General features: G+C 50.0%; 8 protein-coding genes. All 8 read left to right on the top strand.

Annotated elements, in window-relative coordinates:
- The first annotated feature begins 248 nt into the window (after positions 1-248).
- The 8 genes from GXO76_07525 (at position 249) to GXO76_07560 (ending at position 14,826) form a co-directional block, all read left to right on the top strand.
- The gene (locus GXO76_07525) at positions 249-3,287 is read left to right on the top strand and encodes a xanthan lyase (protein ID NOY77701.1); all 3,039 of its coding nucleotides are present in this window, start codon (positions 249-251) and stop codon (positions 3,285-3,287) included.
- 147 nt (positions 3,288-3,434) lie between these two features.
- Positions 3,435-4,061, top strand: coding sequence for a uracil phosphoribosyltransferase (gene upp / locus GXO76_07530; protein ID NOY77702.1), 627 nt, complete (start codon positions 3,435-3,437; stop codon positions 4,059-4,061).
- Between the two features lie 458 nt (positions 4,062-4,519).
- The gene (locus tag GXO76_07535) at positions 4,520-7,129 is read left to right on the top strand and encodes a carbohydrate binding family 9 domain-containing protein (GenBank protein ID NOY77703.1); all 2,610 of its coding nucleotides are present in this window, start codon (positions 4,520-4,522) and stop codon (positions 7,127-7,129) included.
- Between the two features lie 355 nt (positions 7,130-7,484).
- On the top strand, positions 7,485-9,971 hold the full coding sequence (locus GXO76_07540) for a carbohydrate binding family 9 domain-containing protein (GenBank protein NOY77704.1): 2,487 nt from the start codon (positions 7,485-7,487) through the stop codon (positions 9,969-9,971).
- A 475-nt stretch (positions 9,972-10,446) separates the two neighbouring features.
- On the top strand, positions 10,447-11,550 hold the full coding sequence (locus GXO76_07545; protein NOY77705.1) for a hypothetical protein: 1,104 nt from the start codon (positions 10,447-10,449) through the stop codon (positions 11,548-11,550).
- 182 nt (positions 11,551-11,732) lie between these two features.
- Positions 11,733-12,086, top strand: coding sequence for a rhodanese-like domain-containing protein (locus GXO76_07550; GenBank protein NOY77706.1), 354 nt, complete (start codon positions 11,733-11,735; stop codon positions 12,084-12,086).
- Positions 12,087-12,279: 193 nt separating this feature from the next.
- Positions 12,280-13,953: an indolepyruvate ferredoxin oxidoreductase subunit alpha gene (locus GXO76_07555; GenBank protein NOY77707.1), complete on the top strand. Its 1,674-nt coding sequence runs from the start codon at positions 12,280-12,282 to the stop codon at positions 13,951-13,953.
- Between the two features lie 93 nt (positions 13,954-14,046).
- Positions 14,047-14,826: a response regulator gene (locus GXO76_07560; GenBank protein NOY77708.1), complete on the top strand. Its 780-nt coding sequence runs from the start codon at positions 14,047-14,049 to the stop codon at positions 14,824-14,826.
- Positions 14,827-14,869: the final 43 nt, after the last annotated feature.

A 14,869-nucleotide genomic window follows, 5' to 3' on the forward strand; every position in this document is an offset into this window, starting at 1 on the left:
ATAGTAGAGTAGCAGAGTCGTCTCGATACATCCGACTTCGTCGGACACTCGACGACCGGTAACCTGAATAAGAGGTCCCAAATTGGGGAGAACCAACGGTAACCGAGTGATTTGTGGGTAGCCGCAGGCTTTACGCCTGCGAAGGTTTTCAATCCTTTGCAGGGGCCATCGACGAATTCACGTTATTCCTTTTTTAAACTGCTATTATGCCAATTTCGGGAGAAAACCAAAATAACAGGAACGTTCTAATGAAATCGCATGCATTCCGAACGACAGGTCTCTTTTTAATTTTGCTCTTTGCTGCGTCCTGTGCGCCGCGGGTGGCACTGAAAGGTCCGCGGTACAATTATTCCGGCATGAACCACATCACAAAAAAGGCCCACAAACGCGTGGAAAAATTCGTGGCGTTTGTGCAAAAAACCCGTATCCCCTATCCCCTTAATCCCGCCGTGCGCATCGACAGCGTGGTGGTCCGAAAAAAAGCAAAAACCATTCGAATTTACCTCAACAAACCGTTCTCCTATGTGCCCTTCCGGGAAGAAAATGTGGCACAAACCTACCAACTCCTAAAAAAATTTCTGGGCTGGTCGTTCCGCAAATACACGACTACCCTTTACACACTGAACCAGCCCATCGAACAACTGATTCCCAATTTTTTCCGGTCGGATTCCAGCCGCTACGACACGTCCCGAATGCCCCGGCCCGTAAAACGTCCTGCGCCTGTGGTCCGAAATGTGAGTCGAGCCTGGGTGCCGGATCGGGGACTTTTCAACCGGAACATCGGGATCTGGCCAAGCCACGGCTGGTATTACAACGGCAGCAAGAAGCGTTGGGAGTGGCAGCGCCCCCGGTTGTTCCAGACCGTGGAAGATCTGCTTCCCACGGCGTTCGTTCTGCCGTATGTGATTCCCATGCTCGAAAACGCCGGTGCGAACGTGTTCGATCCCCGTGAACGCGATTTTCAGATCCACGAGGCTGTGGTAGACAACGATTCTGGCGGCGGCCGCTACTCGGAAATCGCGCAGAATTCCCTTCACGCCTGGCAGACGGGCGATTCTGCAGGCTTTGCCGTCGGGAATCCCCCCTACACAGGCACGATAAATCCTTTCCGACAGGGCACGTACCGGCAGACCGTTTCGGACACGATTGCCTCGGCTCAAATCACCTGGACCCCGAATATTCCGGAAACCGGCTGGTACACCGTTTCAATCGCGTACCACCATGCGCCTCAAAATGTGACCGACGCCCACTACACGGTGTTCCACGCCGGCGGGAAAACGGACTTTTACGTGAACCAGCAAATTGGCGGCGAAACCTGGATTTATCTGGGACGATTCAAATTTTTTAAGGGCGTACATCCCGATTCAGGAAAGGTGGTACTCACCAATCAGAGTCAAGAACCGGGTAAACAAGTTACGGCGGATGCCGTGCGGTTTGGGGGCGGCATGGGAGATATTCAGAGAGGCGGACACACAAGCGGCCGTGCCCGGTTCGAAGAAGCCGCCCGTTATTTTATGCAGTACGCCGGAGCACCGGATTCCCTGGTGTACAATCTGAACAACGGGAAAAATGATTACAAGGACGATTACCAGGGGCGGGCGGAATTTTTGAATTACCTCCACGGTGCCCCATTCGGCCCCAACAAAAACCGAAACCTGCCGGGATTGGGCATCCCGATTGACCTGTCGCTCGCTTTTCACACGGACGCCGGTTTCGGCAAGGGCGACACCACCGTGGGCACGCTCTCCATTTACAGCCTTTTGGATACGGATTCGCTGACGGTTTTCCCCGACAGTGTCTCCCGACTGGCAAACCGGGATTTTGCAGATATTCTCCAAACCCAGATCGTTAACGACCTGCGCCGAAAATGGGACCCCACCTGGCCGCGCCGCGCTCTGCGGGAAGCCCAGTATAGCGAAGCCTCCCGTCCCAACGTACCGGCAGCGTTGTTGGAATTGCTTTCGCACCAGAATTTCTGGGACGCCCGGTTCGAACTGGACCCCCGGTTCCGGTTTGATGTGGCGCGGGCCATCTACAAAGCCATGTTGAAATTCCTGGCCACTCAAAATCGGAAGCCCTACGTGGTCGAGCCCCTTCCGGTCAGCCATTTTGCAGCCGTTTTCACAGATACCCAAACCGTCACGCTTTTCTGGCGACCGGTGCTGGACCCTCTGGAGCCCACAGCCGCTCCCGAAAAATATGTCGTGTACACCCGGCAGGACAGCGGCGGATTCGATAACGGACAGGTTGTGGACGACACAACGGTCACTTTTTCAAACCTGAAGCCGGGGATCCTTTACAGCTACAAAGTGACCGCAATCAATCGGGGCGGAGAAAGTTTCCCCTCGGAAATTCTCTCGGTCTGCTGGCAAAATCCCGAAAAACCGCCCGTTCTGATTGTAAACGGGTTTGATCGAATTTCGGCGCCTTCAAGCGTGTACTCCCCTGTTTTTGCCGGTTTTCTGAATACGGTGGATCAGGGCGTTCCCGATCGGTTTGATCTGAATTTCACCGGCAGGCAGTACGATTTTTCTCCCGATGACGCCTTTCGCAACAACGACGGTCCGGGGTTCGGCGCCAGTCAGGCGAATTACGAAACCCGAATTCTTCCGGGCAACACATTCGATTTCCCCTATCGCCACGGTCGTTCCATTCAGGCTGCCGGATATTCCTTCGTCTCCGCCAGTCAAAAAGCCGTAGAATCGGGGACCGTCCGGCTGGAAGACTACCGGCTGGTAGACCTCATTTTGGGGAAGGAACGAAAAACCTCCTGGCAGCGCCCGGTTCTGGATTCACTCAAGAGTGAACCCTTCAAGACCTTTCCGAAGGCCTTTCAGAAGGAAATCACGTCGTTTTGCAACACGGGCGGACGCCTTTTTATTTCAGGAGCGTACGTGGGAACCGATTTATTTAAGGGGAAAGATGTCCAATCGCCTGACGTGCAATTTGCCAGAAATATCCTGCATTTTACGTGGGATACCGACCATGCTGCACGGGAGGGAAAGGTTTTCTCAACAAATCCCGTTTTCTGGCCAACGGTGGAACAGATTCTCTTCAACACAAACTACCGCCCCGATATTTACACCGTGGAGGCGCCGGACGCCATTTCACCGGTCAAGGGCGCAAAAACCATCTTCCGCTACGTCGAAAACCAATTCAGTGCCGGAATCGCCTTTAGCGGAGGGTACCGGGTGGTGGTTTTGGGATTTCCGTTTGAAACAATTTTGGATTACGGACAGCGCAATCACTTGATGAAAGCGGTACTGGGTTTTTTGGATTCCAAATAGATTGGATTGAAAAAGTCAAATGAGATAAAAAAAAATGCCCCTGACATGACAAATCCTAAAATTAAATTATCCCAAATGCAAGGGCCGTTCACGAATTGCCTTTGCATTTGAGTCGGATTTTCAAAACAACCAAAAAGAGGAGTTACGATGGACGGACTGACCCTTGTTACGCACCCCCTGGTTCAGCACAAACTGACGCTGCTTCGGGACAAGAGAACCGATCACTTCACCTTCAGACGTCTCACCAAGGAGCTAACCGGTTTTATGTTGTACGAAGTCATGGCCGATTACCCGCTTCGGGAGGTCGACGTGGAGACCCCCTTAATGAAAACAAGGGCCAAGGAATTGGCGCGTGAAATCTCATTTGTGCTCATTTTACGGGCAGGTCTGGGAATGCTGGAGGGCCTTCTGGAAATGGTTCCCACGGCACGCGTGGGGCATGTGGGCCTTTACCGAAACGAACAGACCCTTCAACCGGTGGAATATTACAAGAAATTTCCGGAAAATATCGCCAGAACCGATGTGGTACTTGTGGATCCCATGCTGGCAACGGGCGGATCAGCCGTTGCTGCTGTTGACTTGTTAAAGGAGGCAGGTGTGCAGGAAATCAAATTTGTGTGCATGGTAGCCGCCCCGGAAGGCGTAGAAAAATTGCACACGGCGCACCCGGACGTACGTATTTACGCCGCCGCCCTCGATGACCGGCTCAACGAAAACGGCTACATTTTGCCCGGGTTGGGCGATGCCGGCGACCGGTTGTTCGGCACCAAATAGCGAAGGTCACGACACAAATACCCGATGGCAGCACGTGTCTCAATCCAAATTTTAAGCCGAATTCGAAAAATGGCAGAAATAAACGGCGTCTTGCACGGTGCAACGTGACACGCCACCCTCTTTATTCGTGAATAGAATAGTCGTTTGACGCCGCTTGCGCATCAAACAACGCCACCTGACTTTCCCACCGCCCGATTGGGTTAACCACAAGTGACATCGGCCAGCCGCTCAATAGCGGCCATTTTTATGTACTTTATTCCTCACCTTTTGCGATTTTCAGAATTCACGCCCAATTTACAAAACCGCCCCAATTCAATCAAACAGGGTGCATTTTTTTTCTAACTTTTCCCCGGTTTTTACGTCTAATATGTGAGTCAGAAAAATCAGGAGGAGCGGGATAGAATCGATCTGGGACAGATGAAGAAGAATTAATCTAAAAAAGAGAGGGTGTTCGATTCATGAAACGGTGGTTACGAGCGATGGCAATTGTCCTGATTTTAGGTGGAGTTTTGATTCAAAATGGGTTTTCCAAACCGGGTATTTTCGGTTCTCAACAACAAAAGGAAAAACCGGTTTCCACTAAAACAATTCTGGCTGTTCGTATTTCCAATCATTCCATAAAAATAGACGGGAAACTGACCGATCCCGTCTGGCAAAGGGCCCCAAAGGCAGATGATTTCATCCAACAACAGCCCGATGAGGGAAAACCGGCCACTCAAAAGACGACCCTTCAGGTTGCCTACGATAACCAAAATCTGTATATCGGTATCCGTGCATTTGATACCCGGCCGGACAGCATTTTTGCTCAGCTTACCCGGCGGGATCAGTTAAGCCAGGGGGACTGGCTGGGAGTGGCAATTGACAGTTATTTTGATCACCGGACAGCCTTTGTTTTTGGCGTGAATGCCGTGGGGGTTCAAATGGATATGCTGGTCTCAAATGACGGCTCAACCGAGGACACAAACTGGAATGCCGTCTGGCGTGTGAGCATTAGCCGCGACAGTTTGGGCTGGAGTGCCGAATTCCAAATCCCGTTCAGTCAACTGCGATTCAGCGGCGGGCCGTCAACCGTGTGGGGATTTCAGGCCTTTCGCATGATTTATCGTAACAACGAACAGGATTATTGGGCCCCCCAGCCCCGGGACGCAGGCGGCTACGTTTCGAGATTCGGGGAATTGCGGGGTTTGCGGGATTTAAAATCTCCCAAAAACCTGGAACTTTTCCCCTACGGAATGGCTTCCGAAACCGTTTCTCCCAAAATTGAAGGGGATCCTTTTCGAACCGGCTACTCCCACACATTGAATTCCGGCCTCGACCTGAAATACGGGTTAACCAGCAATATTACGCTCAATGCCACGATTAATCCCGACTTTGGACAGGTGGAGGCAGACCCCTCTGAGCTGAACCTTTCTGCCTACGAAACCTTTTTCGAAGAAAAACGGCCCTTTTTTGTCGAGGGAAGCAATATCTTCAATGCGCCTCTGGGTATCGGCGACGGCGACATGGCCTCCGAAGGATTGTTTTATTCCCGGAGAATCGGCCGGGCACCCCATTACTACCCGGACGTTCCCGATTCCGCTTATGTAAAAATGCCGGAGCAAACCCATATTATTGGCGCCAGTAAAATTACCGGCAAAACGGCCCGCGGATGGTCTGTCGGCATACTGGATGCCGTCACCAATCAGGAGAAAGCTACCATTCAAGAGGGCTCACGCCGGTACATGGAAATTGTTGAACCCTACACCAATTACGCGGTCTTTCGGCTTAAAAAGGACTTTAGAAAAGGGCGCACCACCTTGGGATTGATTGGTACCAACGTATTTCGGAACATTCCGAATGCACATTTCAATTTCCTGAATAAACAGGCAACCACCGGGGGCGTGGATGTGAATCACCGGTGGGGAAAAGACGCGTATGCCCTTCAATTTTCATTGTACGGAAGCACAATTCTTGGCGACAAGGAGGCCATTCAGCGCGCACAAAAATCCTCTGCCCGTTACTACCAGCGCCCCGACATAAAATATGTTCACTACGATCCGAACCGCACCTCTCTTTCCGGGTTGTCATCGTCTTTTTTCATCGGGAAAATTGCCCAGGGACATTGGCGCGGCGGCGCAGGCTACATGACCCGCACTCCCGGATTTGAAGCAAATGACATCGGCTACATGCGGGAAGCAAATTACTTTTCCAGTTTTCTCTGGGGCGGCTATCGGGAATTTAAGCCCGGCAAAATTTTTCGCGATTACAACCTGAACACAAATATGTGGACCAGCTGGTACTTTGGGGGAGAACACGTCGGCAACGGATTTAACCTGAACGCCAACTTTCGTCTTTTGAATTATTGGGGCGGATTTTTCGGGATCAATCGTCAAACACAACAACTGAGAACATCGACGCTGCGGGGAGGTCCGGCCATGCTGGCACCGGGGCAAATTAACAGCTTTTTCGGCTTTTATTCCGACAGCCGTAAACCCATTTCCCTTTCACTGCACGGGCGCGTGAGTCGAAATGATCAGAACTTCTGGAGCGGAGGGGTGTCACCCAGCATTCACGCCCGACCCCTGGCCAACTTCAATTTCAGCCTTTCGATCAATTATTCCATCAACAATAACGACATGCAGTACGTGAGCACCCTCCGCGATGAAAACAACCGTGATCACTACATTCTGGGGCACCTTGACCAAAAGATTCTCTCGTTCACCATGCGAATCAACTACACCCTGACCCCCAATTTAAGCCTTCAATTTTACGGACAGCCGTTTATTACAGCGGGCCGATATTCCAATTTCAGGGAAGTGATTCGTCCGCGGGCCAGACGGTACGCCGATCGGTTTGCACCGTACGATTACTCGGGATCCCCCGATTTCAATTTCAAGCAATTCCGATCAAATCTGGTTCTGCGCTGGGAATACCATCCCGGTTCTACCCTTTTTGTGGTGTGGTCGCAGGGACGAACCGATTACACCGACATCGGTGAATTTCACCCCAATACCGATTTCGAACGTCTTTTCAAGGCCCAGGGAAACCACGTTTTTCTGATTAAACTAAATCACTGGTTCAGTCTGTAACAATTTTCCGGGTTGTGAGTATTCACTAAAAACTCGCAAGGGGGCCCCGGACTGTTGTTTTTGGCTCTACTGATTTTTTCGTGGGAAAGATAATCTTGAACCCGCTCCCTGACTCCCCCTGCCTGATGGTTTTTCCTTTTTTCAAATATCCCGCTTTTTCCGTTGACATTTCCAAAAAAATTATTACATTATTGTAACCTTTTATGACAATCTCTCACTTATTTTGGGAACCAAAATGCAATCCCTTCATCAAAAATCGCTTGCATTCTCTCTTATGCTTTTCTGTGTTTCCTTTTGGACATTTGGAACATCGTCAAAGGGGCTCGCTCAGCTGCCGTCTTCCGAAAAGAAAATAATGGTTGCCACCCCAATCAGCTCTGATGAAATTAGAATAGACGGCAAAATCGATGAAGCCATCTGGCAAAAGCTGCCGCGTTATGATGATTTCATTCAGCAAGACCCGTTGGAAAACCAGCCGCCTGCGGAAAAAACCGTTGTGCAGGTCGGCTACAGCAAATACGCGCTCTTTATTGCCATCCGGGCCTTTGATAGTCATCCGGAAACAATCATCGGGCGATTTACCCGTCGCGACCACATCTCCGCTTCCGATTGGCTCGCCGTTATGATTGACAGCTACAACGATCACCGAACCGCTTTTTACTTTGCCGTCAACCCCAGTAATGTTAAAATCGACAAGCTCATCACCAATGACGGTGATGCGGAAGACCTGAATTGGAATCCGGTGTGGGAGGTAGCCACCTCACGAAATTCGAAGGGGTGGAGCGCCGAATTCAAAATTCCGTTTAGCCAGTTGCGATTTTCCTCACTCCGGAATCAGACCTGGGGATTTCAGATTTGCCGCATTATCCGCCGGCTGAATGAAATCGACTACTGGAATCCCGAACCCAAAGACGCAGCAGGAATCGTATCCAATTTTGGGGAACTCCAGGGATTAAGAAATCTGTCTGCCCCCAAAAATCTGGAATTATTGCCCTACGGCCTCACGGCCGGAACCTGGAGTCCCCGGGAAACCGGCAACCCTTTTGCAACCGGTTTTTCTCACGATTGGAACGCCGGCCTCGATTTGAAGTACGGGCTCACCAGTAACCTGACACTGAACGCCACCTTTAATCCGGATTTCGGACAGGTGGAAGCGGACCCTTCCGAATTGAATCTAACGGCATACGAAACCTACTTTGAAGAAAAACGCCCCTTTTTTGTGGAAGGGAAAAATCTCTTTCAGGCCAATCTGGGGTTGGGTGGGAATTCCGCCTATTCGGAAAATCTGTTTTATTCCCGGAGAATCGGCCGGCCGCCCCGATATTATCCACAGGTTCCGTCCGGTTCATTTCTCAAAATTCCGGAGCAAACCCATATTCTCGGGGCAGCAAAAGTTACAGGCAAATCCTCGGCGGGGCTTAGTTTGGGAATTTTGGATGCCGTTACCAACGCCGAAAAAGCAACCATTCAAACCAAAACACGCCGATATTCAGAAACCGTAGAACCGCTTACCAATTATGTCGTAATCCGCGGACAAAAGGATTCCCGCCGGGGGCGGACGATTATTGGCGGTATTTTAACAAATGTTTATCGAAATCTGCCCAACAAAAATTTCTATTTTCTTAACACTCAGGCGACAACCGGCGGGATAGACATCAGCCACCGCTGGGGAAAAGACACATACGCTCTGAAACTTTCCCTGTACGGCAGCGCTATTTCGGGGCACAAAGAGGCCCTCCAGCGCGTTCAGTTGTCTTCCGCCCATTATTTTCAGCGCCCGGATGCCACCCACCTGCACTATGATCCCAACCGCACCTCGATGTACGGAATCGCCTCCGTTTTTTATGTCGGGAAAATTGCCCGGGGCCATTGGCGGGGAGGCGTGGGGTATGTGACCCGCACACCCGGATTTGAAGCCAATGACATCGGTTACATGCGTTCGGCGGATTTTCTTACGGCTTTTTACTGGGCGGGTTTCATTCAATACACTCCCGGGAAATTGCTCCGGAATTACTCAATCACCCAAAATATGTGGGAAACGGTCAACTATGGCGGCGACCGGAAAGTTCTGGGGGGAAACGTGAGTACCCATTTTCGATTTATTAATTACTGGGAAGGATACCTCCGAATCGACCGGGAATCCAAACGCCTCGATTTTACGGCACTCAGGGGCGGACCGGCCTTATTAAAACCGCCGCGGACGTCCCTCTGGTTCGGGATAAATTCTGATGACCGAAAACCCTTTTCTCTCACGATCGACACGGGATTCCGAAGGGATGACCAGGGATTTTGGAGCGGGCAGTTTACTCCGGGGATCACGGCACGCCCATCGGATCGATTGAATTTTTCGGTTGCACTGGGTTACTATCCCAATATCGACGATTTACAATACATCCAAACAACCACATCATCCAACGGACAAACCACCTATTTTCTGGGAAGAATCCACCAAAAGACATTTGCTCTGACAACCCGTGTCAATTATTCATTTACCCCAAATTTAAGTCTTCAGATTTACGGCCAACCCTACATTTCCGCAGGGTGGTATTCCGATTTTAAAAAAATCACGTATCCCCGGGCGAAACAGTACAACCATCGATTTGAAGAACTGGATCACGCGGCCCATTTGGCTTCCGATTTCAATTTTAAGCAATTTCGGGCCAATATCGTTTTGCGCTGGGAATATCACCCCGGATCCACGCTTTTTGTCGTATGGTCTCAGGGTCAAACCGATTACGAAAATCGGGGAACGCTTCACCTGGCCAACGATTTGTCCCGTCTCCTGTCTGCCAGGGGAGATCGAACCTTCCTCATTAAACTGAATCACTGGTTCAGTTATTAGCCGTCAAACACCGTCATTAAAAAACCTTCGGGTCTTTCGGTCAAACCGCGAGGTCCGATGTTTCCGCAAATTATCCTTTTCAACAAAAAATAATTACTAAAAAATAATCATTATTTTTTAAAATGTGCACTTTTCTCTTGATTTTTAAAAATACGCATTGTATAATTTTAATGTAATTATTTCCAATAAAAACAAGGGACGATTAACATAAGGAGACGCCATTATGCGAGGACATAAATGCTATTTGTTACATCCGTCCGGGGGATTGATTCTTTTTTTAATTATGCCCTTTTTGTTTCTTCTCTTCCCAATAAAATCCGCTGTTTCACAAACCCAACCCAAAAATCAATGTATTGCCTGTCACACAAATGCCAAAAAGCTTATTGAAATTACGCGCATCATCAAGCAGACAACCCCTCAGCCGAAAAAATCTAGTTTAACGAAAGGCGAAGGCTGAGGAGGCGCTCTGGCTCCGTTGGAGCTTTATGAAAAGGTTTATGTGGATGAAGATTTTCTGAGTGACGACCCCCACGGAGAGGTGGGGTGTACAACATGCCACGGAGGTGATGCATCGGATCCGAACTGGAAAACAGCCCACGCGAATGTCGTGAAGGACCCGTCCTTCAAGAATCCAAAAACAGCCTGTGGCGATTGCCATGAAGGGATCGTGGATTCGGCCACAACCAGCCTTCACTACACGCTGGAACCGTACTGGAATATTCTGCACACGCGAATGGACACGTCCAATCATGCCGCCATGCAGAAAGTGAGTGAAGCGTTTGGGAACCATTGCGCAAGCTGCCACTCCAGTTGCGGGCAGTGCCATATCAGTCGTCCGAATGCTGTACAGGGAGGGTTTGTGGACGGACATTTCTTTCACAAGCGCCCCGACATGGAGACCAACTGTACCGCCTGTCATGGCAGTCGCGTACAGGACGAATACATGGGCAAAAATAAAGGCTACCCGGCCGATGTGCATTATGCCAAGGCCAACATGAACTGCAACAAATGCCACTCCGCGAAAGAAATGCACGGCGCAGACGGGCATGTCATGAGCCGGTATCAGGCAACTCTTCATCAGACCTGTGAAAGCTGTCATCCGGATGCGGTTTCGGCCAACTCACCCGTGAAAATGCACAAAATTCACCAGGGCAAAGTGGAATGTCAGGTCTGCCATTCGGTGACCTACAAGAATTGCTACGGCTGCCATGTGGGCAAAGACAAACAGGGGCTTGCCTACTACCAGGTGGATAGTACGACTATGAATTTTAAGATCGGCAAAAATCCGCTTAAATCCAAGAATCGTCCGTACGATTTTGTTCTTTTGCGGCATGTACCAACCAACCGGCATCTTTTTGATTATTACATCAAAGATGCCTTTCCCAATTTTGACAAATTGCCAACCTTCAAATATGCGACACCGCACAACATTCAGCGTAAGACGCCTCAAACGGCTTCGTGCAACGCGTGCCATGGAAATAAGAAACTTTTCTTGACAAAAGAGGCTGTTCCGCCCGATGAATTGAAGGCGAACGAATCGGTAATTGTTAAAGAAAGTGAAATTCCGCCCAAGCGATAGGCGGAAACGACGACCGTCGGGCGAACCGGTGACCCCGACGTTTAGCGGTTCACATTAAAGGTAAGGAGGATAGACAGATGAAGAAGAATCGTCGTTGGTTGTCAAGTGCCATCCTGATTGTTGCGCTGCTTACATTTGTAGGATGCGCAACAACCGGACACAAAGCAGTAGCTACCGGCCCGATGACGGCCAAACAATTGGTTGCGGCCGCAAAGGCTGTCGTTCCGGAAGTGACCGTTGCTCAGGCCAAGGCCAATATCGACAAGGGCGTGTACAAGGTCATTCTGGATGTTCGGGAACCCAAGGAGTACCGCAAGGGGCACATTCCGGGCGCCATCAATATTCCGCGTGGTTTATTGGAATTTAAAATAACGGCCAAAATCCCGGACAAAGCCACCCCCATTTTGGTGTATTGCAAAACCGGCGGGCGCGGAGCGCTTTCCGGACAGGTTCTTATGAAAATGGGCTATAAACATGTTACCAATATGGATGGCGGATGGCTGGCCTGGGAAAAAGCCGGATATCCGGTTGAATAGACGTGAGGCAATCATCCAAGTCCCCGGCACCTCAAAAGGTACCGGGGATTTTTTTTAAAAGAATTGATTTTTTCAAATCCCTTTTTTATATTGAAGAAGCACGGATCAATTATTTTCTTTTTTCCCGAATCCTGAACGTTCCTGAAACCCGCATTAATTCTGATAAAATCACATATTCTCGAGAATGCTGTAAATGGCCCGCAAGAAAAAATCAAAGAAAAAAAAATCTCCCCTTCAACTGATAGGGGAACAGTTTTTGGCAGAAGCCATCGACCGGTCCGGGGTATCCTATGTGATTTCGGTTCCGGGTCTTCCGGGACGGGACCTGATGGACTATCTCATCCAGAAAACCAAATTGGGTAAAAAGCAGCTGGTTCAATGGAGCGTGAACAGCCGGACGGCTGTGGATACCGCAGCAGGAATGGCTCTTTCCGGCTGGTGGGTGGCGGTTGTGCTGCGCGGATCGGATTTTGCCGCCACGCTGGACACCCTTCAAACCCTCAGTCTGGTTCGCACACATGGCGCTCTGGTTGTCATTGTGGGAGATGATCCGGCGGCGTGGGTATCGTACAACAATGTCGATTCCCGCCAACTGGCCGCTGCGTCCAATCTGCCGGTGCTGGAACTGGAACAGGCACGCGACAGCTTTCCCCTCATTCGAAAGGCCTTTGAATGGTCGGAATCTTTCGAACTCCCGATTGTACTCCGCTACACCTCGGCCTTAAATCTGCAGGAAGATGAGTTCTGGCAGGATGAACTGGAAATTGTGCGGCATCCCCGAAAATCGCGCACCCGCCATTTTCACAGCCCCGTTCTTTCTCTTCCGGAAAATGTGCTGGAAAATCAAACCCTCTGGCGTAAACGCCTGCAAAATGTAAAAGATGCGGTGGAATTGGAACACCTCGCCAAAAAGCTGGGACAGGGGAAAAAGGGAATTATCAGCAGCGGGTATTTGTTTTCCAAAATTCTCGAGGTGACATCGGGAAAGTTAGACCCCCATTTTTCCCTGCTTTCCATTTCTTCGGTCTATCCCGTTCCCGAAACGGCCATCGGGGAATTCCTCCAATCGGTGGATCAGGTGATGGTGCTGGAGGAGGGCGAACCGCTGGTGGAACGGCAGGTGCTGGCCTGCATGACCACTCAGGGGTGGAAGGGATCCTTCTTTGGAAAAACGAATCAGAAAGTCCCCAGCGAGGGAGAAATCTTCAAATGGGAAATTGAGGAATTACTCACAAATTGGGAACCTGAATTCGAAACGGAGGAACTTTTTTTCCCCTATCAGGAACAACAGAATCAGCTCTCAAAAGAAGGCTTTTGCGAGGGCTGCACCTTTCCGGAGGTCTTTAAACAGTTCCGGGAGGCCGTTCACCTTACGCTGGGAGATCAAAAGCCGTTGGTTGTGGCCGATTCCGGCTGCGTGCTAAAAGCCGTTCTGGAATTCCCGGAATTCGTCACCGCCACACTTTCGTCGGGTTCGGCCATTGGCGTGGCAGCCGGAATGGCAGCCGCTCAAAAAAATCAAAGCGTCATCGCCATCACCGGGGATACCAGTTTTTACCACACGGGCATTCAGCACATAATCAATGCAACATTTAACCAATCCAATTTGTTTGTGCTCGTCATGGACAATGCCGTTTCCGCACAGACAGGGTTTCAACCCAATCCGGGCTCGGGTCGGGATGCCAGAGGAAACGAAGTAAAAAAAATTGAAAAAGATGATCTCTTATTTGCCGCAAAAGCGGATTTTTTTCGTGTCGTGAACCCGGATGATTCCGATGCACTGCAAACAGCTTTCCAGGAAGGACTTTCAACAACAGGTCTGCGCGTGGTGGTGGTTCAACAGCCGTGCGCTTTATTTGAATCCTGACCCGCTGCGGGTGGATTCAGGACCGTCTGACCGGTTCTCCCATCTTCTGCGCTTTTTCAGAGATGCCGGAGAATAAGATCCCAAGGAAGCCAAATGGAATCAACTAAAAAGCTCTTGCTGGTCACCCGCTCCTCTGAGGAGCTGGAAGAGCTTCAATCTGATTTGACACAGGTCGGTTACAACGTCTTGAGAGCATCTGATACCCCCAGTGTGCTTCGTATGATTGAACACCATTCTTTTGATTTGATTATCTCACAGCTGCAGCTTTCATCCGAAAATGCCATTGATCTTTGCTGGTACATCCGCACTGTTTCCAAACAGCCTCTGATTCCCTTTGTCATTTTATCACAAACGGCCGACAAGGAAATTGAATTAAATGCCTACCGGGCGGGTGTGGACATTTTTCTGACCCCGCCCATTTCCTTTCGTACACTTTTTATTCGCATGGAGGCTTTTTTGATCCGCTCCAAAAAAATGCAGCGTTATTTTTCAAGAAACTCCAACGGCCTCTTCGGCCTTTTGCGGAGTATCCGTTTGATCGATCTAATCCAGCTCTTCCACATGAATCAAAAAACAGGGGCTTTATGGCTCAGCCGGGACTACGAAAGGGGCCTCCTGTTTTTTAGACAGGGAAATCTGATCTTTGCCAGGTTGGGCACCATGGAAGGCCTGACGGCCGTTTTTGAGATGGCCAACTGGCAGGAAGGATTTTTTAATTTTGACGATCAAACCGAAGAACCCGGGGAAAATATCACCCTCTCCACCATGGAAGTCATCCTGCAAATCGGGACACGCGAAGACGAAAATGGTGCGGGTCTGTCAGACACCCCGCAACCCGTTAATAAAACCAAACCAACCAATCAACCGTCCTGAACGCCACTCGCTGAAAAACGGCAATCCAATCCAATTTATTAAT

The sequence above is a fragment of the Calditrichota bacterium genome, assembly GCA_013151735.1.
Taxonomy (GTDB): domain Bacteria; phylum Zhuqueibacterota; class JdFR-76; order JdFR-76; family BMS3Abin05; genus BMS3Abin05.